The sequence below is a fragment of the Bartonella japonica genome (genome assembly GCF_040545385.1).
Taxonomy (GTDB): domain Bacteria; phylum Pseudomonadota; class Alphaproteobacteria; order Rhizobiales; family Rhizobiaceae; genus Bartonella; species Bartonella japonica.
In genome coordinates this window covers 169,996-195,460 of sequence record NZ_JBEPLT010000001.1, presented here as the reverse complement: position 1 = coordinate 195,460, position 25,465 = coordinate 169,996, and the positions used below count along the sequence as shown (strand labels likewise).

General features: G+C 36.0%; 22 protein-coding genes and 1 pseudogene. 12 read left to right on the top strand and 11 right to left on the bottom strand.

Going from position 1 to position 25,465, the window contains the following annotated elements; genetic code table 11:
• Positions 1-304: 304 nt before the first annotated feature.
• Genes dnaQ through ABID39_RS00865 form a run of 5 tightly spaced genes read right to left on the bottom strand, consistent with a single transcriptional unit; the run spans position 305 to position 3,932 of the window.
• Positions 305-1,012, bottom strand: a complete 708-nt coding sequence (dnaQ, locus tag ABID39_RS00885; RefSeq protein WP_354185098.1) for a DNA polymerase III subunit epsilon — start codon at positions 1,010-1,012, stop codon at positions 305-307.
• 4 nt (positions 1,013-1,016) lie between these two features.
• Positions 1,017-1,604 (bottom strand): dephospho-CoA kinase, encoded by a 588-nt coding sequence (gene coaE, locus ABID39_RS00880; protein ID WP_354185096.1) that lies wholly within the window; start codon positions 1,602-1,604, stop codon positions 1,017-1,019.
• Positions 1,601-2,506, bottom strand: a complete 906-nt coding sequence (locus tag ABID39_RS00875) for a shikimate dehydrogenase (protein ID WP_354185094.1) — start codon at positions 2,504-2,506, stop codon at positions 1,601-1,603. The genes coaE and ABID39_RS00875 overlap by 4 nt, the downstream gene beginning before the upstream one ends.
• A complete protein-coding gene (locus tag ABID39_RS00870; protein WP_354185092.1) occupies positions 2,499-3,095 on the bottom strand; it encodes a Maf family nucleotide pyrophosphatase in 597 nt (198 codons plus the stop codon). Before ABID39_RS00870 ends, ABID39_RS00875 begins: the two co-directional genes overlap by 8 nt.
• Positions 3,096-3,107: 12 nt before the next feature.
• Positions 3,108-3,932, bottom strand: a complete 825-nt coding sequence (locus tag ABID39_RS00865; RefSeq protein WP_354185089.1) for a pyruvate, water dikinase regulatory protein — start codon at positions 3,930-3,932, stop codon at positions 3,108-3,110.
• A 649-nt stretch (positions 3,933-4,581) separates the two neighbouring features.
• Between ABID39_RS00865 and rho the strand changes: the two genes are divergently transcribed.
• From rho to ABID39_RS00835, 6 genes are all read left to right on the top strand, one after another.
• Complete coding sequence (gene rho, locus ABID39_RS00860; protein WP_354185087.1) at positions 4,582-5,847, top strand: transcription termination factor Rho; 1,266 nt, start codon at positions 4,582-4,584, stop codon at positions 5,845-5,847.
• A 31-nt stretch (positions 5,848-5,878) separates the two neighbouring features.
• Positions 5,879-7,186 (top strand): tRNA uridine-5-carboxymethylaminomethyl(34) synthesis GTPase MnmE, encoded by a 1,308-nt coding sequence (gene mnmE / locus ABID39_RS00855; protein WP_354185085.1) that lies wholly within the window; start codon positions 5,879-5,881, stop codon positions 7,184-7,186.
• 110 nt (positions 7,187-7,296) lie between these two features.
• The gene (mnmG, locus tag ABID39_RS00850) at positions 7,297-9,165 is read left to right on the top strand and encodes a tRNA uridine-5-carboxymethylaminomethyl(34) synthesis enzyme MnmG (protein ID WP_354185083.1); all 1,869 of its coding nucleotides are present in this window, start codon (positions 7,297-7,299) and stop codon (positions 9,163-9,165) included.
• Entirely contained in the window at positions 9,165-9,821 is a 657-nt protein-coding gene (gene rsmG, locus ABID39_RS00845; RefSeq protein ID WP_354185081.1) for a 16S rRNA (guanine(527)-N(7))-methyltransferase RsmG, read from the top strand. Before mnmG ends, rsmG begins: the two co-directional genes overlap by 1 nt.
• The gene (locus tag ABID39_RS00840; protein WP_354185079.1) at positions 9,818-10,615 is read left to right on the top strand and encodes a ParA family protein; all 798 of its coding nucleotides are present in this window, start codon (positions 9,818-9,820) and stop codon (positions 10,613-10,615) included. Before rsmG ends, ABID39_RS00840 begins: the two co-directional genes overlap by 4 nt.
• 45 nt (positions 10,616-10,660) lie before the next feature.
• A complete protein-coding gene (locus ABID39_RS00835) occupies positions 10,661-11,566 on the top strand; it encodes a ParB/RepB/Spo0J family partition protein (RefSeq protein ID WP_354185077.1) in 906 nt (301 codons plus the stop codon).
• A 22-nt stretch (positions 11,567-11,588) separates the two neighbouring features.
• On the opposite strand, the gene ABID39_RS00830 is transcribed toward ABID39_RS00835, so the two are convergent.
• The 6 genes and pseudogenes from ABID39_RS00830 to dapF form a co-directional block, all read right to left on the bottom strand.
• The gene (locus tag ABID39_RS00830; protein WP_354185075.1) at positions 11,589-12,065 is read right to left on the bottom strand and encodes a hypothetical protein; all 477 of its coding nucleotides are present in this window, start codon (positions 12,063-12,065) and stop codon (positions 11,589-11,591) included.
• Positions 12,066-12,067: 2 nt separating this feature from the next.
• Positions 12,068-12,703: pseudogene (locus tag ABID39_RS00825) on the bottom strand (hydroxyacylglutathione hydrolase).
• 39 nt (positions 12,704-12,742) lie between these two features.
• Positions 12,743-13,432: a septation protein A gene (locus tag ABID39_RS00820; protein WP_354185073.1), complete on the bottom strand. Its 690-nt coding sequence runs from the start codon at positions 13,430-13,432 to the stop codon at positions 12,743-12,745.
• Entirely contained in the window at positions 13,429-14,664 is a 1,236-nt protein-coding gene (gene ftsY, locus ABID39_RS00815) for a signal recognition particle-docking protein FtsY (RefSeq protein ID WP_354185071.1), read from the bottom strand. The genes ABID39_RS00820 and ftsY overlap by 4 nt, the downstream gene beginning before the upstream one ends.
• Before the next feature lie 13 nt (positions 14,665-14,677).
• A complete protein-coding gene (gene mtaB, locus ABID39_RS00810; RefSeq protein ID WP_354185069.1) occupies positions 14,678-15,961 on the bottom strand; it encodes a tRNA (N(6)-L-threonylcarbamoyladenosine(37)-C(2))-methylthiotransferase MtaB in 1,284 nt (427 codons plus the stop codon).
• Positions 15,961-16,815 (bottom strand): diaminopimelate epimerase, encoded by an 855-nt coding sequence (gene dapF / locus ABID39_RS00805; RefSeq protein ID WP_354185067.1) that lies wholly within the window; start codon positions 16,813-16,815, stop codon positions 15,961-15,963. The genes mtaB and dapF overlap by 1 nt, the downstream gene beginning before the upstream one ends.
• A 233-nt stretch (positions 16,816-17,048) precedes the next feature.
• Here dapF and ABID39_RS00800 point away from each other — a divergent pair, with 233 nt between their 5' ends.
• From ABID39_RS00800 to ABID39_RS00775, 6 genes are all read left to right on the top strand, one after another.
• A complete protein-coding gene (locus ABID39_RS00800; protein WP_354185065.1) occupies positions 17,049-17,579 on the top strand; it encodes an AprI/Inh family metalloprotease inhibitor in 531 nt (176 codons plus the stop codon).
• A gap of 87 nt (positions 17,580-17,666) precedes the next feature.
• On the top strand, positions 17,667-18,848 hold the full coding sequence (gene zapE / locus ABID39_RS00795; protein WP_354185063.1) for a cell division protein ZapE: 1,182 nt from the start codon (positions 17,667-17,669) through the stop codon (positions 18,846-18,848).
• 284 nt (positions 18,849-19,132) lie between these two features.
• On the top strand, positions 19,133-20,095 hold the full coding sequence (gene mdh, locus ABID39_RS00790; protein WP_354185061.1) for a malate dehydrogenase: 963 nt from the start codon (positions 19,133-19,135) through the stop codon (positions 20,093-20,095).
• Between the two features lie 92 nt (positions 20,096-20,187).
• On the top strand, positions 20,188-21,384 hold the full coding sequence (gene sucC / locus ABID39_RS00785; protein WP_354185059.1) for an ADP-forming succinate--CoA ligase subunit beta: 1,197 nt from the start codon (positions 20,188-20,190) through the stop codon (positions 21,382-21,384).
• 3 nt (positions 21,385-21,387) lie between these two features.
• On the top strand, positions 21,388-22,290 hold the full coding sequence (gene sucD / locus ABID39_RS00780; protein ID WP_354185057.1) for a succinate--CoA ligase subunit alpha: 903 nt from the start codon (positions 21,388-21,390) through the stop codon (positions 22,288-22,290).
• A gap of 154 nt (positions 22,291-22,444) precedes the next feature.
• Positions 22,445-25,447 (top strand): 2-oxoglutarate dehydrogenase E1 component, encoded by a 3,003-nt coding sequence (locus tag ABID39_RS00775; RefSeq protein WP_354185055.1) that lies wholly within the window; start codon positions 22,445-22,447, stop codon positions 25,445-25,447.
• Positions 25,448-25,465: the final 18 nt, after the last annotated feature.

Genomic DNA, 25,465 nt, shown 5'->3' with positions numbered 1-25,465 from the left:
AGCAAAAAAATAATTCATTTTTTTATTATTTTTATTTTAAAATTTATAGAAATGCCTCTAAAAAGCCATTTTTTGTTTTCATAAAGATATCATGTCGTTATGATTTAAGTAATGAGTACCTAGAGCTTTTCTTTGCTGTTACAGGATATAATAGCTTTCATTTTGCTCCTCCTATGATAGCTGAGGTACGAAGTAGCGACAGGGTCGTTGTGGTGTTCCCCTCCCCACAACGACCGTTTTTTAGAGAATACTTCTAGAAGTCTTATTCTTTCTAAGTTTTAATAATATTTTCATAAAAAAGAGGTCATTGAAGGAATTTGAAATTATTCCACAAAGCTTTTTCACCCATTTTTTTGATAAAATCAGCATGCATACTCCTTTCTTGCGCGCTTAATCTTGGAGGTAAAGGCTGTGGACGAAGTTTAATGGTGTGGACAGCATCCTTATCGCTTTTAGGATTATTATCAAAATTTTCCTTTTTATCAAAACCCAATACCCCCTGCTTTCCACCAATGAGCTCGATATAAACATCAGCAAGAATCTCTGCATCAAGCAGAGCACCATGAAGAACGCGATGGCTATTATCAATTCCAAAACGTTTGCATAAAAAATCAAGAGAATTAGGTCCCATGGGAAATTTACGCCGTGCCATGGATAATGTATCAATAATATTATCAACACCTATAAGTGGCTTATTTACTCGTCCTAATTCTGCATTAAGAAAGCCAATATCAAAACTAGCGTTATGTGCAATCATTGTTGCACCATTGATAAATTCTAAAAATTCATCAGCAATATCGCTAAAGATTTTTTCATTTTTCAAGCGTTCATTGGTCAAACCATGAATTTCTACAACTTCATCAGGGATAATCACGCCTTGTGGATTCAAATAAACATGAAATTGGCGTCCTGTAAGATAACGATCAACCATCTCGACACAACCAATTTCGATTATGCGGTCTTTATCTTTATCTAAACCCGTCGTTTCTGTATCAAAAATAATTTCACGCATGACGTTAATTCTTTAGCAAACTTTTTATCAAATCAAAAACCTGTTGACGTGTATTCTCTAAATCTTTTCCTGTATCAATAACAAAATGTGCGCGTTCTCGTTTTTTTTCATCAGGCATTTGTTGAGCATTGATGAAAGAAAACTTTTCTTCATTCATATGAGAACGAATCATTACACGTTCTTTTTGTATTGCCAATGGAGCAGAAACAACAACCACAAAATCCACACGTTTCTCACTATTTGTTTCAAAAAGAAGCGGAATATCAAGAACAATTAACTTTTTTTCCTGTTTACGTGCTGTATGAATAAATTCTTCTTCTTTTTTTTTAACTAAAGGATGAATTATTTTTTCTAGTTTTTGTAATTTTTTATTATCATTGAGAAAAATTTGAGAAAGCTTTTGTCTATTAACCTTACCATTTTCAACAACCTCAGGAAAAATACTTTCTATGAGCGATAATGTTGGCTCACTTTCATAAAGTTGATGTACCACCTCATCAGCACTGAAAACAGAAATACCTGCTTCCTTAAAAAAATCAGCAACCGTTGATTTCCCCATAGCAATTGATCCGGTTAGCCCTATGATTTTCATCCTCTCTGTTCACCCATATCCTCTAAAATTGCAGCCCTTAATGCCTTTGTTACTTGTGGTCTTATTCCAAACCATCGTTCAAAACCAGGAACAGCCTGATGTAACAGCATACCAAGTCCATCAACTATCTTTAAACCGTGTGCCTTTGCTTGTTTTAAAAAAGGCGTTATTAATGGTGTATAAACAATATCTGTCACTAATACAGTTTTCTTTGTTTTACTAAAATCACAAAGGAAAAAATCACTTTTTTTTGCGTTTGGATCTTCCATACCTACAGAATTTGGATTTTTCATCCCTACAGAAGTTGTATTGACAATTAAATCAGCTTGGCAAAATATTTCATGAACATTATGCCAATCGTGAATTTCAACAGTTTTTCCAAAATGCTCGGCTAAATTCTCTGCATGTTGCTTTGTACGATTAATTAAGAAAATACGTTCAAATCTACGCTTTTTTAAAGCATATAAGATGGCACGTGCAGCACCTCCTGCACCAAGAACAAGTGCTATTTCTCCTCCCCAATCAGGAACATAATCATCAAGATTAGCACTAAAACCATAAGCATCGCTATTTGTGGCACAGAGTTTGTTTTTTTCATACCAAAGCGTATTAACAGCACCAATCATTGTTGCTACATCATCTTTATGTTTTACAAAATGAAAAGCTTTCTGCTTGTAAGGTAGAGTAATATTACCTCCACAAAAACCTCTTTTTTGTAAAGATGTAAGAAAAACTTCAAATTCTTCAGATGCTACTTCCTGTGCTAAGTATTCACCTTGTAAATTATATTGTTTAAGCCAAAAATTGTAAATTTTTGGTGATTTTGAATGATGAATAGGAGTACCAACAACAAAAGCACGCGGAAAAATCGTTTTTCTATTCTTTTGTGTCAAATCAACCATCAATCGCTCCTAAATGGCGCAGTTTTATTAATAAAGGTAATAAAGGTAAACCAACAATTGTAAAAAAATCTCCATCAATTTTTTCAAAAAGATGGATCCCTTCTCCCTCAATTTGATATACACCCACACTGTTTAAAACATCTGCTCCTACACGTGTTAAATAACGTTCAATAAACTCTGATGAAAGAGAACGTACCGACATATATGCACTAGAAACTTCCACCCAAATTTCTTGTCCATTTTTAACTAAAGCTACTGCACTGTGAAGAGAATGTTTTTTTCCTGATAAATCACATAAACGTTGATGTGCTTCTCGCCTATTCGTAACTTTATGAAAAATCCTTCCTTCCAAATCAAGAACTTGATCACAACCTATGACCAAAGCATTAGGAAAACGATTAGAAACATCTTTTGCTTTTGCACTTGCAAGAAAACGGCTTAAATCCTTTGAAGTCTTTGTTTTTCCTATTTTTTCTATTTCTCTTTCATCAAAAGAGGCTCCTTCAATGCAAAAACTTAAACCTGCTTTTTTCAATAATTGTGCACGATAAGAACTAAGAGAAGCTAATATTAATGTATCTGCTGCCATGAAAATTTTCCTTCATTTTCCTTCACGAAATCGCGACAAAAGCTCAAATATGGCTGCAGCAGTTTCTTCAATAGAACGCCTTGTTACATCAATAATAGGCCAACCAAAACGTTCACAAATGCGCTTTGCATAAGTCAATTCTTCAGCTATACTGATACGGTTTGTATAATTTTCAACGACAAAATCACTTCCTAGATCACGATTTTGACGAATATGTGAGATTCTTTCAGCTGAAGCAATTAAACCTATAATCAAAGCATTTTTCGCTTCTAAAAGGGTTTCTGGTAGTTCAATACCTGGAATAAGAGGTATATTAGCAGTCTTTATACCACGATTTGCTAAATAGATACTTGTAGGTGTCTTAGAGGTTCTTGAAATTCCTACAAGAATTACATCTGCATCCGATAAACTAACGGGAGATTGCCCATCATCATGCTCTATTGTAAAATCCAACGCTTCAATACGACGAAAATAATCTGCATTAAGATCATGCTGTGCACTCGCCCGTAAATTTGTTGGCATTCCAAGATAAGATTGAAAAGCATCTAAAACGGGGTGGAGTATATCAATACAAGGAACTTTTATTTTCTCACATCTTTTTTTAAGAAGCAGTTTAATTTTTTTATCAATGATTGTGTAAAGAACAATACCCGGTTCTTGTTGTATCTCATCAAGAGCTCTTTGCAACTGTTTTTCATTACGAATCATCGGGTAAATATGTTCTGTTGCCTGACTCATCGTATACTGTGATGCGACAGCCTTTCCAAGTGAAATAAGTGTTTCTCCTGTTGCATCAGAAAGCATGTGCAAATGAAAGAATTTTTTTTTAATTGTCACAAAAATTTTAACTCCTTGTTAACAGATGTGTATATATCCTACTGAGGTTTTATAAAACTAAAATCTAGAGAAAATCTTCCATTATTATGCACAAATTAAACCATTGTGATAAGAAAAACCCTTTTATAAGAAAAAAACGGGGATAATATCCCTAAGAAAGTGTTATATCTATTTTTTTTTCTTTCATCTTTGTGGATAAAACTGAGGATGAACGGGGTATAAAAACAGTTCACATTAAACACAGACTTAAATAAGAAAAAATCCTCTTTTTTAAAAAATTATTAAATAAAATTCTCTTGAAAAATCTAAAAAATTAAATAATTTATATTTTAAATAATACCAAGAAAAATTCAGATCATTACATTGATCTTATAAAATAATTTTATATTTTACTTATGTATAATAGGAGCGTTACTTATATACTCTAATTTTTTTTTTATTTTCTCAAATGTTTTATGAATTTATTGAAGTTATATAAATAATTTTTTTATTGTATTACTTAATTTTATAGGAAAATAATTCGTATAAATGGTGCTTGCAGATTTTTAAAATTAAGTGTATAATGATCCTTCCTTACAATAGTTATCTATCATAAGTTTTCTATAATTTATCCAAGAACAATTTCCCATATATTTAAAGAGCATATTTTATGCAAGAAATGAAACTACAAGAACTTAAAAGTAAAAATCCGGTTGAACTTGTTTCTTTTGCTGAAACATTAGAAGTTGAAAATGCTTCTTTGATGCGTAAACAAGAGCTAATGTTTGCTATTTTGAAAAAACTTGCTTCACAAGATGTAGAAATTATTGGAGAAGGGGTTGTTGAAGTCTTACAAGATGGATTTGGTTTTTTGCGATCTGCTGATGCTAATTATCTCCCAGGTCCTGATGATATCTATCTATCACCTGCTCAAATTCAGTCTTTTTCTTTGAAAACAGGGGATACTGTTGAAGGTCCTATACGGAGTCCAAAAGAAGGTGAGCGTTATTTTGCTCTTCTTAAAATTAATACAATTAATTTTGAAGATCCTGAAAAAATTCGCTATAAAATTCACTTTGACAATCTTACTCCTCTTTATTCAAATGAACGTTTTCAAATGGAAATACAAGATCCTACAGAGAAGGATATGTCATCACGAGTGATTGATTTGATAACTCCTTTAGGAAAAGGACAGAGAGGATTAATTGTAGCTCCTCCTAGAACCGGAAAAACGGTTTTACTTCAGAATATTGCTCATTCTATTACCACTAATCATCCTGAATGTTATCTTATTGTTCTTTTAATTGATGAACGACCAGAAGAAGTCACTGATATGCAGCGTTCTGTAAAAGGGGAAGTCGTTTCTTCTACTTTTGATGAGCCAGCAATACGTCATGTGCAAGTTGCTGAGATGGTTATTGAAAAAGCAAAACGACTTGTTGAATATGGGCGTGATGTTGTTATCCTTCTTGACTCTATTACACGTCTTGGGCGTGCGTATAATACGGTTGTTCCTTCATCAGGGAAGGTTTTAACAGGTGGTGTGGATGCAAATGCATTACAACGTCCTAAGCGCTTTTTTGGTGCTGCACGCAATATTGAAGAGGGTGGATCTTTAACCATTATTGCAACGGCTTTGATTGACACTGGTAGTCGTATGGATGAGGTTATTTTCGAAGAATTTAAAGGGACGGGTAATTCTGAAATTGTTCTTGATCGTAAGGTTGCTGATAAACGTACCTTCCCAGCTATGGATATTTTGAAGTCAGGAACACGTAAGGAAGAACTTTTGGTGGCGCGACAAGATTTACACAAAATTTTTGTTCTTCGCCGTATTTTAGCACCTATGAATGCAATAGATGCAATTGAATTTTTGATTGATAAATTAAAACAAACTAAAAATAATAGTGAGTTTTTTGATTCAATGAATACATAGAAATATTAAGTTTTTTATTAGGATACATCCTGTGGATACAATCTTTGCTGTTTCGAGTGGGTTGTTGCCTTCAGGGGTTGCTGTTATTCGAGTTTCCGGTCCCCATGTTGTGAATGTTGTGAAAACGCTTTGTGGTTGTTTGCCTAAAGCTCGTTTTATGCATTACGGTAATCTTACTGCTCGTGATGGAAGCTTTTTAGATTCTGCTTTAACAGTTTTTTTTCCTGCTCCACATAGTTTTACAGGGGAAGACTGTGCTGAATTTCATTTACATGGGGGAAAAGCGGTTGTTAATCGTTTTCTTGATGAATTATCTACATTTTCTGGATGCCGTATTGCAGAAGCAGGTGAATTTTCACGTCGTGCATTTATAGAGGGAAAATTAGATCTTGTTCAAGCAGAAGGTCTTGCTGATTTAATAGCGGCAGAAACGGAGAGTCAGCGGCGTTTAGCGATTATGGGGACAAGTGGACGTCTTACAACGCTTTATCGCGATTGGCGTTATAAACTCATGAAAGCGCGTGCTTTTATTGAAGCAGAACTTGATTTTGCTGATGAGGCTGATATTCCCAATTCAGTATCTGATAGAGTTTGGAAAGAGGTAAGGGATCTTTGTGCTTCTATTCATAAACATGTTGATGAAGGAGAACGCGCGAGTATATTGCATGATGGATTAAAAATTGTTATTGCGGGTGCTCCAAATTCTGGAAAATCAAGCATTATGAATCGTTTGGCTGGAAAATCTGTTTCTATTGTAACAGAGGAAGCAGGAACAACCCGCGATGCTTTAGAAATAAGACTTGTTCTAGGTGGTTTACCGGTTTTTTTTATAGATACTGCTGGTTTTAGAGAGACAAAAAATAAAATAGAACAATTAGGAATAGAGGTTGCAAAGCAGCATGTTAAAGATGCTGATTTGGTTATTTTAGTTTATGATATGGGAAATCCTAAAGAGGTTGAATTACCAAAAACCTCAGCTGAAATATGGCATATTGGTAATAAGCTAGATCTTTATGAAAAAAATGAAATTGATTGGTCTATACAATTTTCTGCATTAACTGGTTTGAATTTTGATAATTTTATTCGTGAACTTGAAACATTTTGTTCACGTCGTGCTTCTGAAATTGGAAATCTTGTTCCAGCACGAAAAAGGCAACTCCATTTATTAAAAGAGGCTGTTAAAGAGATAGAAGCTTCCATAAATTATTATTCTCTTGATTTAAGTTTGCGTGCAGAACATCTTCGTCGTGCGAGTGATTTTCTTGGGAAAATTACGGGAGATATAGATGTTGAAGATTTACTTGATATTATTTTTTCAGAATTTTGTATTGGCAAGTAATGATTAACTTGAAACATTGATTATTTTATAGACAGATTTAAAAGACTATGTATTTTATATATTATGTTCCACGTGAAACTTTAGAATAACTCTCTATGGGATGAATCCTGATGCAATTATACGATGTTATTGTTGTTGGAGGCGGTCATGCTGGCTGTGAAGCTGCTTCCGCTTCAGCGCGTGTTGGAGCACAGACAGTTCTTGTTACACATAAAATATCAGCATTGGGAACAATGTCGTGTAATCCTGCTATTGGTGGGCTTGGAAAAGGGCATCTTGTTCGTGAAATAGATGCTTTGGATGGTCTTATGGGGAGAGCGGCAGATGCTGCTGGAATTCAATTTAGACTTCTTAATAGACGTAAAGGACCAGCTGTAAGAGGACCGCGTACACAAGCTGATAGAAGACTTTATAAAGAAGAAATTCAAAAACTCTTGAAAAAACAAAATAATTTATCTCTACTTGAAGATGAAGTACTTGATATAATTGTTAAGGAAAATTGTGTTTCAGGTGTTGTTTTAAAAAATAGAGGAATAATTTTTTCTGGTGCTGTTGTTTTAACAACAGGTACATTTTTAAATGGTTTTATTCATATTGGCAATAAAACATGGGCTGCTGGACGTATGGGAGATAAGTCAAGTGTAAAACTTGCTGAACGTCTAAAAAGTTATCATATCAATCTTGGTCGATTAAAAACAGGAACACCTGCACGGCTTAGTAAAAAAACAATCCGTTGGGATATGTTAGAAAAACAGAAAGCTGATGAAGATCCAGTTCCTTTTTCTCTTTTAACAGAAAAAATTAAACAGCCTCAAATTGAATGTGCAATAACACGTACAAATACACAAACACATAAAATTATCCGTGAAAATATTCAGCGATCTGCTTTATATTCTGGAAATATTGAAGGATTAGGTCCACGTTATTGTCCTTCTATTGAAGATAAAATTGTTAAATTTGGAGAACGTGACGGACATCAAATTTTTCTGGAGCCAGAAGGATTAAATGATGATACTATTTATCCAAATGGTCTCTCTACCTCTCTTCCTGAAGATATACAAATTTCCCTTTTAAAAACTATTGAAGGGTTAGAAAATGTTACAGTATTGCAGCCTGGTTATGCTATAGAATACGATTTTGTTAATCCACAACAATTGACGAAAACTTTAGAATTACGTTCTTTATCTGGGTTATTTTTGGCAGGACAAATTAATGGTACGACAGGATATGAGGAAGCTGCAGCACAAGGTCTTTTGGCTGGATTAAATGCTGCACGTAAAGTTGGTAAATTAAGTGAGATACTTATAAGTCGTTCTACAGCTTATATTGGTGTTATGATTGATGATCTAGTTTCACGTGGGGTTTGTGAACCTTATAGAATGTTTACATCGCGCGCTGAGTTTCGTTTGTCTTTGCGATCTGATAATGCTGATGCACGTTTAACACCTTTAGCACAGCAATGGGGAATTGTGAGTCAAAACCGTTGGAATTGTTATCAGGAAAAACGGCAACGTCTTGATCAAGCGCGATTAATATGCCAAAAACTTTTTTTAACGCCTAATGAAGCTTCTGCACATGGATTACAAGTAAACCACGATGGGGTTAGACGTTCAGCTTATGATTTTCTTGCTTATCCTCATATAACTATAGAGCGTCTTTCACATTTTTGGCCACAATTACGATCGATAGACTCTAAAACTGTAGAATCTTTAGAAATTGAAGCGCAATACGCGGTTTATTTAGAAAAACAAGCACAAGATATTGCTGCTCTTCAGCGAGATGAACGTTTAGAAATTCCTTCTTCTCTTGATATTCAATCAATTTCTGGTCTTTCAAATGAATTAAAAACAAAAATTCAAAAAATATCACCGCGTTCAATCGCAGATGCTCAAAAAATTGATGGCATGACACCAGCGGCATTATCACTCATTATTACCTATATTCAACGTCAACGGCGTGAAAAGGTTAAATCAGCTTAATGGATATTTCTGAAGAAAAAAAATATCAAGCGTTATTAAAGGTCATTCCTTCTGTTTCACGTGAAACGATGAGAGATTTAATACAATTTGAATCTCTCCTTATTCAGTGGAATGCGCATATTAATTTAATATCCTCTACAACAGTACCAATCTTATGGACGCGTCATATTTTAGATTCAGCACAGATCTATCCCTTATACAGTAATTTATTACATTGGTGTGATCTTGGATCAGGAGGAGGATTTCCTGCAATTGTCATTGCTATTCTTATGAAAGAAAAAAAATCAGGACATATTGTTCTTGTTGAGAGTAATGGAAAAAAAGTAGCTTTTCTACGAACGATTATTGCTCATTTGAATCTTCCCGCAACAGTATATCATTGTAGAATTGAGGACGTGTATAAAAAAATAGCACCACCAGAAATTATAACAGCACGGGGATTAGCTTCCCTTGATGATCTTTTACGGCTTATTTTTCCTTTATTTACAGAAAAAACAAGAGCTGTTTTTCAAAAAGGTAGGGATTATTCTACAGAAATAAAAAATGCCTCTGCCAATTGGCTCTTTGATCTGCTAAAATATAAAAGTAAAATTGATGAGAATTCTATTATTTTAGAAATTTCTCATCTTCGATCATATGAGGGTAAAGCAAAATGAGCGGCACACGGATTATCGCTATTGCAAACCAAAAGGGCGGGGTAGGTAAAACAACTACAGCTATTAATCTTGCTACAGCTTTAGCTGCTATTGGTGAAAATGTACTTATTATGGATATTGATCCGCAAGGTAATGCAAGTACAGGATTAGGTATTGATCGCAATAGTCGTCCTTTATCATCTTATGATGTTTTGGTTTCAAGAGTTTCAATTACAAAAGCAGCTTTAAAAACAGAAGTGCACAATCTTCATATTGTGCCTTCTACACTTGATCTTTTAGGTGTAGAAATGGAAATAGCTTCATCACAAGATCGCATCCAACGACTGCGTAAGGCGCTTTGTGATGATCCAGAGATGCAAAAAAAATTCAATTATATTTTCATTGATTGTCCTCCATCACTTAATCTTTTAACACTCAATGCTATGGCGGCTGCGGATTCAGTTTTGGTTCCTATGCAATGCGAATTTTTAGCGCTTGAAGGATTAAGTCAATTGCTTGAAACAGTAAAAAAAGTGCAGTCTTTTCTTAATCCATCTTTAGAAATTCAAGGTATTGTTTTAACGATGTATGATGTACGTAATAATCTTTCAAATCAAGTTGTTGAAGATGTGCGTTCTTTTATGGGAGATAAAGTTTATCGTACGGTTATTCCACGAAATATTCGAGTATCAGAAGCACCTTCTTTTGGTAAACCAGTGTTGATTTATGATCTTAAATGTGCTGGTAGTCAGGCTTATTTACGCCTAGCATCCGAAGTGATACAACGTGAAAGACAAGCATGTGCTGCTGCTTAAAATATAAAAAATAATTTTTGTTAAATAAATTCGAAGAGCAAAATTATGAATGATGATCAATCAAAAAAAAGACTGGGACGTGGTTTAGCAGCATTGATTGGAGATATGAATTTAAACAATAATCCTATACCTTCATACAGTCCTGATAAATTAATAGAGCCTCATACAACTTATAATTTTTCAGAAAAATTTGTTCCTATCGAATCTATTTCGTGTAATCCACGTAATCCTCGACGCCATTTTACAGAATCAGAACTTGATAATTTAGCGCAGTCCATTCGACAGCACGGTATTGTTCAACCCATTATTGTAAAACCTTTACGTGATTATCCTCATCGATTTGAGTTAATCGCTGGTGAACGGCGATGGCGCGCTGCACAACGCGCTAATTTAAGTCAATTACCAGTTATTATTCGTGATGTGGATGATAAAACAGCTTTAGAATTAGCAATTATTGAAAATGTTCAGCGTACTGATCTTAATCCTATTGAAGAAGCAATGGGATATGAAATGTTGCTTAATGAGCATGGTTATACACAAGTAGATTTAGCACAAGTGATTGGAAAAAGCCGAAGTCATGTTGCAAATACACTTCGTTTATTAAAATTGCCACCAAAAGTACAACAGTTTGTAACTGAGGGTCAACTTTCTTCTGGCCATGCCCGTTGTCTTATAACCGTTGATAATCCGAAAGAATTGGCAGAAAAAATTATTCGTGAAGGTCTTTCTGTACGTCAAACGGAAATATTAGCATATGAACAGGCAAATCCTAAGATAAAAAAACGAACGATTGTAGAAAAAAATGCAGAAACAAAGTCTTTAGAAAAATTACTTGCAGATGTTATCGGAATGAAAGTTATCATTCGACATGGTAAAAAAGGTGGAAATTTAAAAATACATTATTCTTCACTAGAGCAATTGGATGATATTTGCCGACGTCTAAAAAGCTAATAAATTGTTATCAAAGATCTTTTTAACAACTACCTTTTAAAATTTTTATCATTCTATACATATGCTTTTTAGCAAATTCTAAATTGCTTAAAGGTACAATGTTTTTCTCATAAATAGAATTTTCTTCATCTGTTGTAAGCACATTCAATGTTGCTTGAAGTGTTAGGTGAGCAATAACAAAATCTTTAGGTGTGATATTATTTTCTTTTAAAATACTCATGAGTTTTGGTTTACTAGAAATATAAGCAATGTAGTTTTCAATACTATCACCATCAGCGATGTGATCGCTTTTTGTATCTGTTTCTTCTAGCTCTGGAGGTAAATTTTTACATTCTCTTTCGATTTTTTCCAGCTTTAAAAGAAGATCTTCTGTTAAGGGATAATTTGCAATGAGATGTAATATAAGAGAAGTATTATCCGGTTCTTGTTTTTTTTCCTGAGCATATGTTATAAAAGAAAAAAGGAAAAGGAAAAGAAAATACAACGCAAATCTAAACATGGTTAAAAATCATCCTTTCTTTTTCTAATTTAGGAAAAAATTTTTCATCAGTTACTTTCATTGTAAGATTTTTTCACTGTATTACCATTTCGACGAAGAAAAGAGTTTGTTTTCCTTAAAGTGACAAGTGAAATTATAGCATTTTTTTGTGCGCAGCAAAAAACATCTTCTACCTTTTGGTGAAGTCTTTGGATCAATGATCAATGCAAAAAGAGCGTTGTTGTTGTATATTATGCCCACAATTCATCGATAGTTAACGAATCTCTCTCTAAAAATTTAGCATTTGTGCTGGTGTTCTTTCAAAAAGGTGTCTCTACATCTGAGAAAAAAGAATACCTTCTTCAGAAAGATAATAGGATAATACGCCTAAAGTATGACTGAGTATTGAAAGAACTAAAATCGAGCATGTGACAAGGAAAAAAATCATCAGATTGATCAGATTGACGAAGTGCTTGATCAAAATGATAAATCTTTTCTTTCTCTGCTTCTGGTCCAATAACAACAACCTTATAAACTTGTTTTAACTCCAGTAACGCTTCTATATAGTCGTGATGATGAATGAGTACACTAAAATTATCTTTTCGACATATGAATTGTTCAGTTAACGTATCTTTTCTCCACGAACAGTGTGCAGCAATAAATCTGCAAAATAATTTATAGTTATGTATGTGTTATATTTAAGAATCAGATTTGTTCTCTTCTGTAAAAAGTCCCTTTGAGTGTTTAAGGATAAGGGGCATTTGGGTAATCGTAAATAGAATTGTTATGGGCATGATGCCAAATACTTTAAAGTTGGTCCAAAAATTATCGCTAAAATTTCGCCAAATGACTTCATTCAAAAGAGCAAGAAAAACGAAAAAAAATGCCCAACGATAGGTTAATTTTTCCCATCCTAAATCATCAAGTTTTAAAGTAGAATCAAAGGCATAACGTAAGAATGGTTTTTTTAAACACATACCACAAAAGAGGATGAGCGCAAATAAACTATTAATAATTGTTGGTTTCATTTTGATGAAGACATCATTGTGAAGCCAAAGAGTTAAAAATCCAAAGACTAGAACAAAGATTCCTGAAATAAGAGGCATTATGGGAATTTTTCGTGCAAGAATCCATGATAAACTTAGAGCAATTACAATAGTCACCATGAAAATAGCGGTTGCAGGAAAAATAGGCTTACTAAAATTTTTAAAAAGTCCAATATTATTTAACAACCAGTTACCTTTATAATTGGCCAGAAAAAATACGACTAATGGTCCAAATTCCAAGAGAAATTTAACGGTTGGTGAAAAATTCGATTTTTGACTTTTATTGATATTTTTCAAATTGGGATTGTTATAAGAATTAGACTTCAAAGAAGATTTTTTCATACGTGTTTTCCTGCGATGGTTGTTGCAAAATCAGTAGCTGAAAAAGGTTGGAGATCCTCGATGTTTTCTCCTATACCTATAAAATAAATAGGCAATTTGTATTTGGATGCGATGGCAACAAGAATTCCTCCTCGTGCGGTACCGTCGAGTTTTGTCATGACTAAACCATTAACGCCAGCAGTATCACGGAAAATATCCACTTGGTTAAGTGCATTTTGTCCAGTGGTTGCATCAAGTGTTTGAAGCACTGTATGGGGAGCTTCGGGAGTATGTTTGCCTAAGACGCGAATAATTTTTGCTAATTCATCCATAAGCTCAGTTTTATTTTGTAGACGTCCAGCTGTATCAATAATCAATATATCACTGTTTTCTTTTTTCGCTTTTTCATAAGCATCAAATGCTAAGCTTGCAGCATCTGCACCTAATTTTGTTGAAATAACGGGAGATCCTGTGCGTTCACCCCAAATATGCAATTGTTCAATAGCAGCAGCGCGAAATGTATCACCAGCAGCTAACATAACTTTTAATCCACCTGCGGTGAATTTCGCTGCAAGTTTTCCAATAGTTGTTGTTTTTCCTGTACCATTTACACCAACCATTAAAATAACGTGAGGTTTATGATTGAGATCAAGTTCTAATGGTATCGCAACGGGTTCTAAAACTTTTCTTATTTCATCAGAGACAATGGTATGAATGTTATCTGGAGATAAATTCTTCTCATAGCGATTAGAAGCCAAGATATCAGTAATGCGCGTAGCTGTTTCTACACCAAGATCAGCCTGAATAAGAATATCTTCTAGTCCTTGTAATATGTCTTCATCAAGTTTTCCTTTGACGAAGAGATCGCTAATTGATCCGCTTAAACGTTGTGAAGAAAGAGATAAACCTTCTTTAAGGCGTCCAAACCATGCTGTCTTTTTTTGTTCAACAGATGATATAGGTAAGAATTCTTCAATCTTTTTTTCACGAACTGTATCTGCTACAATTACTTTACCTGAGTGTGATACTTTATCGGAGTGTGGCTCAAAAGGTGGATTTTTCTCATCACATCCTGCAGGCGTTGTGTTTTGATTTTTTTCTATACTTACTGAGACGTGATTGTTTTTCGTATTTTTGCTTTTATATTCGCTTTCTTTTTTTATATCAGTTCCAGAAGAAGTGGAAATTTGTTCCATTTCCCGTTCTTTAGATTTGTTAAAAGAGAATATTTTTTTGATAAAAGATTTTGTCATAAGGTGTTCCTGCTCAAGCTGCGTTTAATTTAGGGAGAACAGCAATTAATTTATCACCATCATGGCCAACGATAAGGGCTTGAACAATTGTTCCAGCTTTCGCACCTTTGATTTGTGTAAGAGTATAATCTTCTGTTCGTCCAATCTCATCTTTTTCAACGAGGATTGTTTGCTGACTATTTTGTAAATGAGCAAGATGTTTTTGATAAGCCACTTCCCCTGCTTTGCGTAATCTTTCTGCCCGCATTTTTACTACTCTACGATTGATTTGTGGCATTCGTGCGGCAGGGGTTCCTTCTCTTGGGCTAAAAGGAAAGACATGGAGATGGGTTAAATAACAATCATTGATCAAAGAAAGACTATTTTGGAACATTTCTTCTGTTTCAGTCGGAAAACCAGCAATTAAATCAGCACCATAAACCATTGTTGGGCGTTTAGCACGCAGATCTTGGCAAAATTGAATTGCATCTTCGCGTAAGTGACGACGTTTCATTCTTTTTAGAATCATGTTATCGCCAGCTTGCAAGGATAAGTGCAAATGTGGCATGATCCTTTTTTCATAGGCTAAAAGATTGATAAGTTCTTCATCTGCTTCAATAGAATCGATCGATGAAAGGCGTAAGCGAGGTAAATCAGGAACATGCTGCAAAATGGCGGAGGTTAATTTTCCGAGAGTCGCTTTCCCTGGGAGATCGTGACCATAGCTTGTAAGGTCAACACCTGTCAGAACTACTTCTTGAATGCCATTATCTATGATCTTTTTAATTTGTTCAATGACAGCACCCATGGGAACTGAGCGTGATGGTCCTCGTCCATAGGGGATAATGCAAAATGTACAGCGATGGTCGCATCCATTTTGTACCTGTACAAAGGCTCGTGTGCGCTCTTCCATTGCACTTACCATATGAGGAGCAATTGTCTGTACTTCCATAATGTCATTAATACGCAATTTTTCGGAATGGTTGATACCAAAATCTGGAAGTTGACGATAGGAATGTGCATGAAGTTTGTCTTCATTTCCTAAAATAAGATCTACCTCTGTCATGGAAGCAAAATTTTGTGCTTCTGTTTGTGCGGCACATCCTGTCACAATAATGCGAGCATGAGGATTTTCACGTCTTGCTTTGCGGATAGCTTGTTTTGCTTGTCGTACAGCTTCGGCAGTAACTGCGCAGGTATTAAATATAATAGCACCATCTTTGAGTTGATCGAGACCAGAAGACATACTTTCTTTGCGTATAATTTCTGATTCATAGCTATTTAGACGACAACCAAACGTTACAATTTCTACTGCCATTAAACGTGATCCTTTTTGTAGCTCCCTGTTAAAGGGTTTAAAAAACCACTAAACTCATATTGGGATGGGCCTGTCATGATAATATGGTTGTCTTCTCGATAAAAAATATTCAGTGTTCCCCCTGGTAAAACCACATCGATATGGCGTTTTGTGATGAGTCTACGTCGATAGGCAGCTACTGCACTCGCACAAGCAGCACTCCCACATGCTTGAGTTAATCCAGCACCTCGTTCCCATGTATGCAAATTTAGGCTTTTCTTTGACGTTATGCAAGCTATAGAAATATTACATCGTTCTGGAAAAAGAGGATCATATTCAAGCTGTGGTCCATATTTTTCTAATGGAATATGTTGAATATCACTCTCAACAAAAAAAATAGCATGGAGATTGCCAACCGATACAAGGGAAGCATCCTTTAAAGGACCAGCAGTAATTTCTACGTGATTGGTATCGACTATTTCACGTGAAACAGGCATATCTTTGGCATTGAAATTTGGGCATCCCATGTCCACAGAGATGAGATTATCGGTTTGGCGTTTACCTTCGATAATTCCAGCGGGCGTTTCCAATCGAAAAAAATCACCAAGGTTATTGTCTGTAAGCCACGCAATAACACAGCGGGTTCCATTGCCGCAAGCATTGGCTATTGAACCGTCAGAATTCCATATTTCAAGGCGGAAATCGTTTTCATTTTGAAGTGGTGGGTGAATAGTCATAATTTGATCAAAAGATGTTTGAGGATCAGCTGCTAAGGCGAGAATTGCTTGCGGTGTAAGTGTATGTGTGCTTTCACGCATATCAGCGACAATAATTTTATTTCCAAGACCGTTCATTTTGCTGAATGGCGTTTTCATGAAGTTTCTCTATTTTTTAGTGATTACCCACAAAAGAATATATGGCTGAAAATCTTGTAAATTTCTAGTGTTTAATAAATATAAAACGGGTAGCAAAATTATATTGTTTAAAATAGGCAATTTTCACGCTGTTTTTCGTATTTGTTAATTTATCTTTGTAAAATACCATATAATAAATGTTTACCGCTTAACTTTAAGTTGGCTTATTTATTATGATGGGAGAGAGTATAGATATGTCATTTTCAAAAAAATCATTTTTTGTTGTAATATCAACTGTAACATTTTTAGCGGGATGTTTAACATCGCGGAATAATAGTGGCGATGCATTAGAAGTTTTTTATCCCGTTCAACAAATATCGACATTTGAAGTTATGTCTGATCCATCCTCTTCTGTATCTGAAGCGGCATATGCTTCAATGTATGAGACAGGAGAAGTTCAGAGTGATGGACAAATGGCTAATTTTGAACTGCCAGACAATGCTGTTGATTTATTTCCTGCAAGTATTGCTGGGGTATGGAATCTTTCTATGGGTGGTAAATCTTGTCGAATTGCAACACCACAAACAAAATTTGGTCAAGGGTATCGGGCGGGTCCTTTGCACTGTCCAGGAATCGTTTCCCAAGTAAATTCTTGGGATATTAGAGGAAAAAGACTATATTTCTATGATAAATCAGGACGTATTATAGTTGTGCTTCATTCCAACGATCTTAATCTCTTTGAAGGGAAAACACTTGATGGTTATCCAGTTTCTTTAAGACGTTAGATCATTAGGGGTCATTTATAATCATGTACAAGTTTATGAAGAAAATATGTATTCTCATTGAAAACGGTTTGAAAAAAGGTTGTTTGGATGACTTTGGTTTCAACGCGTTATAAAGAATTGGTCTGCAAAAAAGAAATTAATTTGGATCCGGCTCAATTGGATTTAACAAAGCATTTTGATCGTTTATTACAAAAAATTTCTGAGCAAAATGTTTCTCGTCCTTGGGAATTTTTGCATTTCTTTAAGAGAAAAAAACAAACTTTTTCTACTGTTTCAAAGCAAGGTGATGAAGATAGTTTTTTTCAGGGATTGTATATTTACGGAAAAGTCGGGTGTGGCAAAACCATGCTGATGGATTTGTTTTTTTCTTGCTTGCCGCAAAATCGTAAAAAACGCGCCCATTTTAACGATTTTATGGCAGATATCCATGAGCGCATTAATGTTTATCGTCAGGCATCAACACGTGCAAAAGCTAGGCAAGATAATCTTATTTTAGCTGTCGCTGAAGATCTTGCACGAGAAGCCCAAGTCCTTTGTTTTGATGAATTTAGCGTAACAGATATTGCTGATGCGATGATACTTGGTCGCCTTGTCTCGGCTTTATTTGAGAAAGGGGTTTTCTTTGTTGCAACTTCAAATGTTGCGCCTAACAATCTTTATTATAATGGTTTAAATCGAGAGCTTTTTTTGCCTTTTATTCGAACTTTGAAAGCACATGTTCACGTCATTAATCTTGATGTAAAAACAGATTATCGTCTTGAAAAATCTAATCTACAACATGTGTATATAACGCCACTAGGATTGGAAGCAAATAAATCTATGGATCAAGCGTGGACGCTGGTGCTGCAAGGACAAAGGGAAACATCTGATGAACTTCTTATAAAAGGGCGTCTTCTTCATATTCCACGGACTGGAGCGGGGTGTGCACGCTTTAATTATCAAGATTTATGTGCAAAATCCTTGTCAGCGGCTGAGTATTTAGTCTTAGGAGAACACTATCATACGATTTTTGTTGATAATGTACCGGTAATGGATGATACAAGTCGCAATGAAACAAAGCGGTTTATTTTGCTTATTGATGTTCTCTATGAACGTCACATAAGATTATTTATATCAGCGGCGGTAAAACTTGAAGATTTATATAAGGGGAATGCGCAAACTTCTGAAACATTTGAATTTCAGAGAACACAATCGCGCCTTTTCGAGATGCAAAGTCAAGATTATTTGAAATTTTGGGAAAAACGTTTTCTTTTGAAGGAAAAAAATTGATTATAGTTTCACTTCACATAAATTGCAAAAGTAATAACTCTTTGAATTTAAAAGAAGTGTAATAATTCTATTGTATTTTTAAAAAATTCACTTTATCGATACATCATAGTAATTTTCTAATAGTATATTCCTTGGAGGATTATAACTTCTGTGAAGTCAAGAAATTTAGTGAATTTCATCCTTATCTTCTTTTGAAGATATTGTTATGGCTAAGGTTAAAAAAGTATTTAATATACAAGTACTGGTAAATACATGCTGAGTTTTCTAATGTTAGGAAAAATAAAATGGCACGAAAAAAAATAGCTCTCATTGGTTCAGGTATGATTGGTGGCACTTTAGCACATATTATTGGATTTAAAGAACTTGGTGATGTTGTCTTATTTGATATTGTGGAAGGTATGCCACAGGGTAAGGCTCTCGATATTGCCGAATCTTCACCCGTTGATGGTTTTAACATCAGTTTGAAAGGTGCAAATGCTTATGAGGCAATCGAGGGAGCTGATGTCGTTATTGTAACAGCAGGTGTTGCGAGAAAACCTGGTATGAGCCGTGATGATCTTTTGGGCATTAATCTAAAAGTGATGGAACAAGTTGGTGTTGGGATCAAAAAATATGCGTCTTCAGCATTTGTTATTTGTATTACCAATCCCCTTGATGCAATGGTATGGGCATTGCAGAAGTTTTCAGGTTTTCCTACACATAAAGTGGTTGGTATGGCTGGGATTCTTGATTCAGCACGGTTTCGTTATTTCTTATCTGAGGAATTTAAGGTTTCTATTAAAGATGTGACGGCGTTTGTTTTAGGAGGGCACGGTGATTCAATGGTGCCTTTAGTACGTTATTCAACAGTTGGTGGTATTTCTTTGCCTGATCTTGTGAAAATGGGCTGGACTACACAGGAAAGAATTGATCAAATTATCCAAAGAACCCGTGATGGTGGTGCAGAAATCGTTAGTTTACTAAAAACAGGCTCTGCTTTTTATGCACCAGCAGCTTCTGCGGTTTCTATGGCTGAAGCCTATTTAAAGGATACTAAGCGTGTTGTTCCTATAGCGGCCTATCTTTCAGGGGAATACGGGGTTAATGATACCTATGTTGGTGTTCCCGTTGTACTTGGTGCAGGCGGCGTTGAACGGGTCATCGAAATTGACCTTGATAAAGAAGAAAGAAATGCTTTTGAGCATTCAGTAAGTGCAGTTAAGAATCTTTGTGAGGCTTGTATCGCTCTTGTACCTGCTCTTAAATAAATTGGGGAATTTTTTGTTTATTAAAACAGAGTATTTAAAATATTAGGATTTAAAGATTTATAAAGTAATCCATAAAAGAAAAGGACAAATACATGAATATCCATGAATATCAGGCCAAACGTTTGCTTCATGAATATGGAGCACCGGTTGCAAATGGTGTTGCCGTTTATTCTGTAGAGCAAGCTGAGACATGGGCAAAGAAATTGCCTGGTCCACTCTATGTGGTTAAAAGTCAGATACATGCTGGTGGACGTGGTAAAGGAAAGTTTAAAGAACTTGATCCTGATGCAAAGGGTGGTGTTCGGCTTGCAAAATCTGTTGAAGAAGTTGTTGCGAACGTTCAAGAAATGCTCGGTAAAACTTTGGTAACCAAACAAACTGGTCCAGAGGGTAAGCAAGTCAATCGCCTTTATATTGAGGATGGTGCTGATATCGAGAGAGAACTTTATCTTTCACTTTTGGTTGATCGTACGGTTGGTCAGGTGGCTTTCGTTGTTTCAACAGAAGGGGGAATGGATATTGAAACGGTTGCTGAAGAAACACCAGAAAAGATATTAACCCTCGCCATTGATGCTGAACAAGGGGTTACTTCTGCTGATTGTACAAAGCTTTGTGATGCGCTAGAATTGCGTGATAGTGCACGAGAAGATGGTGAAAAACTTTTCCCAATTCTTTATAAGGTATTTTGTGAAAAAGATATGAGTCTTCTTGAAATAAATCCGCTTATTGTGATGGAAAATGGTCATTTGCGTGTTCTTGATGCGAAAGTTTCTTTTGATAATAATGCCTTGTTTCGTCATCCAGACATTGTAGAACTGCGCGATACTTCAGAAGAAGATCCGAAAGAGATAGAAGCATCAAAACATGATCTTGCTTATGTTGCTCTTGAAGGTACAATTGGTTGCATGGTCAATGGTGCAGGTCTTGCTATGGCAACAATGGATATCATTAAGCTTTATGGAGCTGAACCAGCAAATTTTCTTGATGTTGGTGGTGGGGCTTCAAAAGAGAAAGTCACAGCTGCTTTTAAAATTATTACTGCTGATCCAAATGTTAAGGGTATTTTGGTCAATATTTTTGGTGGCATTATGCGTTGTGATGTCATTGCTGAAGGTGTCGTTGCTGCTGTTCGGGAAGTTGGTTTAAAGGTTCCTCTGGTTGTGCGTCTTGAAGGTACAAATGTTGAGCAAGGTAAAGCAATTATCAGTGACAGTGGTTTGAATGTTATTCCCGCTGATGATTTAGATGATGCTGCTCAAAAAATTGTTGCAGCCGTAAAGGGAGCTTAAGTTATGTCGATTCTTGTGAATAAAGATACAAAAGTTCTAGTTCAAGGTCTTACAGGGAAAACAGGAACGTTTCATACAGAACAAGCGCTTGCTTATCATGGTACGCAAATGGTTGGTGGCGTCAATCCTAAAAAGGGTGGCGAGACATGGGAGGGCTCAAAAGGAGAAACTCTTCCTATTTTTGCCAGTGTCGCGGAAGGAAAAGAAAAGACAGGTGCGGATGCTTCCGTTATTTATGTTCCTCCTGCGGGGGCAGCGGCAGCTATTATAGAGGCTATTGATGCTGAGATCAGTTTGATTATCTGTATTACAGAAGGTATTCCCGTTATGGATATGGTGAGGGTAAAGGCGAGATTAGAAAAATCAAAATCACGTCTCATAGGTCCTAATTGTCCTGGTATTCTTACACCAAATGAATGTAAGATCGGTATTATGCCAGGTTCTATTTTTAGAAAAGGTTCTGTTGGGGTTGTTTCGCGTTCGGGAACTTTAACTTATGAAGCTGTCTTTCAAACAAGTTGTGAAGGTCTTGGGCAAACAACAGCTATTGGTATTGGTGGTGACCCAGTTAAGGGAACTGAGTTTATTGATGTGTTGGAAATGTTTTTAGCCGATGATGAAACTCAATCTATTGTTATGATTGGTGAAATTGGTGGTTGTGCTGAAGAAGAAGCTGCACAGTTCCTTCAAGATGAGGCAAAAAAAGGTCGTAAAAAACCTGTGGTTGGATTTATTGCTGGTCGTACAGCTCCTCCAGGGCGTACAATGGGTCATGCTGGTGCTGTTATTTCTGGCGGTAAAGGTGGGGCAGAAGATAAAATTGCTGCAATGGAATCCGCTGGGATTCGGGTCTCTCCCTCACCATCACAGATAGGTAAGACCTTGATGACAGTTTTAAAAGGGTAAAAAGCTTCATCTTAATAAGGGTATATTCTTATTTTGATGAAATAATGGATAGAAAAAGATAAGTTTTTGAACTTTTTGATTTTTGTTTGCTTTGCAAATATTTGAAGGTTGAAAAGAAATATAAGGAGACGGAATAGGTATTCCGGAGAGGTATATGGCAAGGCAAGACGAAATAAATAGTCTTTTTGCACAAACGTCGTTTCTGTATGGTGGAAATGCGGATTATATAGATCAGCTTTATGCCGAATATGAAAAAGATCCTACCAGTGTAGATTCACAATGGCGCACTTTTTTTGAAAATCTTCATGATAAAAAAGAAGATATTCTCAAGAACGCTAAAGGGGCAACATGGCAACGCGATCATTGGCCATTAAAAGCAAATAGTGAGTTAGTTTCTGCTCTTGATGGAGATTGGTCTGGTCTTGAAAAGCGTATTGGTGATAAATTAAAAGAAAAGGCAGTAACCGAAGCTTCGCAAAAAGAAACAACTTCTCTTCGGGAACAGGATATTATTCAAGCTACGCGCGATTCTGTTCATGCTCTCATGATGATTCGTGCTTTTCGCGCACGTGGGCATCTTCATGCTCGTCTTGATCCTCTTGAGCTGGCAGAAAAACTTGAAGATTATAAGGAACTTTCCCCAGAAGCTTATGGTTTTACTCCTGCTGATTATGAGCGCCCCATTTTTATTGATAATGTTTTAGGGTTGGAATATGCGACTATTCCGCAAATGCTTGAAATCCTCAATCGTACCTATTGTTCAACAATTGGTATGGAATATATGCATATTTCTGATCCTGTTCAAAAAGTGTGGCTTCAAGAGCGTATCGAAGGACCAGATAAGCATATTGCATTTTCTCAGAAAGATAAGAAAGCTATCCTTAATAAGCTTATTGAGGCGGAAGGGTTTGAACAGTTTTTAGATGTAAAATATAAAGGAACAAAGCGTTTTGGTCTTGATGGTGGTGAAGCACTGATCCCTGCACTTGAACAGATTATCAAATGCAGTAGTGCTTTGGGAGTGCAGGAAATTGTTTTAGGAATGGCACACCGTGGTCGTTTAAATGTTCTTTCACAAGTTTTTGCAAAGCCACATCGGGCTATCTTTCATGAATTCAAAGGAGGATCTTATAAGCCTGATGATGTAGAGGGATCAGGTGATGTTAAATATCATTTGGGAACTACGACGGATCTTGAATTTGATGGTAAAAAAGTTCATTTATCACTTTTAGCCAATCCATCTCATCTTGAGATTGTTGATCCAGTTGTGATCGGAAAGGCACGTGCTAAACAAGATCAGCTTGTGGAAGTTATGCATAGTGATGAAATTCCATTAGCGGAGCGTTCAAAAGTTTTGCCATTGCTGATTCATGGTGATGCTGCTTTTGCAGGGCAGGGAGTTATTCAGGAAACTTTTGGACTTTCGGGACTGAAAGGTTACAGTGTTGCTGGCTCTGTTCATGTCATTATTAATAATCAGATTGGTTTTACGACAGATCCACGCTTTTCTCGTTCTTCACCTTATCCATCAGATGTGGCAAAAATGATAGATGCTCCCATTTTTCATGTGAATGGTGATGATCCTGAAGCTGTTGTTTTTGTTGCAAAAATAGCGACAGAATTTCGACAAATTTTTCATAAGCCAGTGGTTATTGATATGTTCTGTTATCGTCGTTATGGACATAATGAAGGCGATGAGCCTTCCTTTACACAACCACTTATGTATAAGGCTATCCGTAGTCACAAAACGACGCTTCAGCTTTATGGTGATCAGTTGGTAGCAGAAGGGGTGATTGCTGCAGAAGAAATTGAACAGAAAAAAAAGCTCTGGCGCGATAAACTTGAAGGTGAGTTCGAAGCAAGTGTTTCTTATAAACCTAGCAAGGCTGATTGGCTTGATGGAAACTGGACGGGGTTTAGATCTTCAAGCAATACTGGTGAGCAACATAGTAGAAAGACAGGAGTTGAGTTAAAAACTTTAAAGGAAATTGGTCGAAAACTTGTTGCAATTCCAGAAAACTTTCATGTTCATAAAACCATTCAACGTTTTTTGAACAATCGTGCTAAGATTTTTGAAACTGGTGAAGGTGTTGATTGGGCAACAGCTGAAGCGCTCGCTTTTGGTTCGCTTTGCTTAGAAGGATCTCCGGTTCGTCTTTCCGGTGAAGATGTTGAACGTGGAACTTTTTCTCAACGCCATTCTGTTCTTTACGATCAAGAAAATGAAGCACGCTATATCGCTTTAAATAATTTGCAAAAAGGACAGGCATTTTATGAAGTTGTTAATTCGATGCTTTCTGAAGAAGCCGTTCTTGGCTTCGAATATGGGTATTCCCTTGCTGAACCACGAGGATTAACGCTTTGGGAAGCGCAATTTGGTGATTTTTCTAATGGTGCGCAGGTTATTTTTGACCAATTTATTTCATCTGCAGAGCGTAAGTGGCTTCGCATGTCTGGTCTTGTATGTTTGTTGCCTCATGGTTTAGAAGGGCAAGGACCAGAACATTCTTCAGCGCGTTTGGAACGTTTCCTACAACTTTGTGCGGAAGATAATATGCAGGTTGCTAATTGTACGACCCCTGCAAATTATTTTCACATTTTACGTCGGCAAATTAAACGTGATTTCCGTAAACCATTGATTTTAATGACACCAAAATCACTTTTACGCCATAAGAAAGCAGTTTCTTTTCTCAATGAAATGGGACCAGAAACAAGTTTTCGTCGTTTGCTGCTTGATGATGCCGAATGTCTCAAAGATTCTGTTACTAAATTGCAGAGAGACAATAAAATTCGTCGTATTGTTCTTTGTACGGGTAAAGTTTATTACGACCTTTATGAAGAGCGTGAAAAAAGGGGTATTTATGATGTTTATTTGCTTCGTGTTGAACAGCTTTATCCTTTTCCTGCAAAAGCTTTGGTGGAGGTGTTGTCACGCTTTTTGCAGGCAGAAGTTGTTTGGTGTCAGGAGGAACCGAAAAATATGGGGGCTTGGTCATTTATTGAGCCTTATTTAGAATGGGTTTTGACGCATATTAATGCGCAACATTCACGTGCACGTTATGCAGGGCGTCCTGCAAGTGCATCACCAGCTTCTGGGTTGATGGTGCAACATCTTGAACAGCTTGCTGCGTTTCTTGAGGACGCGTTAGGCTCTTAATTTATGACTACTCTGATG

Coding starts and splice junctions, on each gene's coding strand:
- dnaQ (WP_354185098.1), bottom strand. CDS start 1,012: ATGCGTGAAATTATTTTTGATACAGAAACGACGGGTTTAGATAAAGAT.
- coaE (WP_354185096.1), bottom strand. CDS start 1,604: ATGAAAATCATAGGGCTAACCGGATCAATTGCTATGGGGAAATCAACG.
- ABID39_RS00875 (WP_354185094.1), bottom strand. CDS start 2,506: ATGGTTGATTTGACACAAAAGAATAGAAAAACGATTTTTCCGCGTGCT.
- ABID39_RS00870 (WP_354185092.1), bottom strand. CDS start 3,095: ATGGCAGCAGATACATTAATATTAGCTTCTCTTAGTTCTTATCGTGCA.
- rho (WP_354185087.1), top strand. CDS start 4,582: ATGCAAGAAATGAAACTACAAGAACTTAAAAGTAAAAATCCGGTTGAA.
- mnmG (WP_354185083.1), top strand. CDS start 7,297: ATGCAATTATACGATGTTATTGTTGTTGGAGGCGGTCATGCTGGCTGT.
- rsmG (WP_354185081.1), top strand. CDS start 9,165: ATGGATATTTCTGAAGAAAAAAAATATCAAGCGTTATTAAAGGTCATT.
- ABID39_RS00840 (WP_354185079.1), top strand. CDS start 9,818: ATGAGCGGCACACGGATTATCGCTATTGCAAACCAAAAGGGCGGGGTA.
- ABID39_RS00835 (WP_354185077.1), top strand. CDS start 10,661: ATGAATGATGATCAATCAAAAAAAAGACTGGGACGTGGTTTAGCAGCA.
- ABID39_RS00830 (WP_354185075.1), bottom strand. CDS start 12,065: ATGTTTAGATTTGCGTTGTATTTTCTTTTCCTTTTCCTTTTTTCTTTT.
- ABID39_RS00820 (WP_354185073.1), bottom strand. CDS start 13,432: ATGAAAAAATCTTCTTTGAAGTCTAATTCTTATAACAATCCCAATTTG.
- ftsY (WP_354185071.1), bottom strand. CDS start 14,664: ATGACAAAATCTTTTATCAAAAAAATATTCTCTTTTAACAAATCTAAA.
- mtaB (WP_354185069.1), bottom strand. CDS start 15,961: ATGGCAGTAGAAATTGTAACGTTTGGTTGTCGTCTAAATAGCTATGAA.
- dapF (WP_354185067.1), bottom strand. CDS start 16,815: ATGAAAACGCCATTCAGCAAAATGAACGGTCTTGGAAATAAAATTATT.
- ABID39_RS00800 (WP_354185065.1), top strand. CDS start 17,049: ATGTCATTTTCAAAAAAATCATTTTTTGTTGTAATATCAACTGTAACA.
- zapE (WP_354185063.1), top strand. CDS start 17,667: ATGACTTTGGTTTCAACGCGTTATAAAGAATTGGTCTGCAAAAAAGAA.
- mdh (WP_354185061.1), top strand. CDS start 19,133: ATGGCACGAAAAAAAATAGCTCTCATTGGTTCAGGTATGATTGGTGGC.
- sucC (WP_354185059.1), top strand. CDS start 20,188: ATGAATATCCATGAATATCAGGCCAAACGTTTGCTTCATGAATATGGA.
- sucD (WP_354185057.1), top strand. CDS start 21,388: ATGTCGATTCTTGTGAATAAAGATACAAAAGTTCTAGTTCAAGGTCTT.
- ABID39_RS00775 (WP_354185055.1), top strand. CDS start 22,445: ATGGCAAGGCAAGACGAAATAAATAGTCTTTTTGCACAAACGTCGTTT.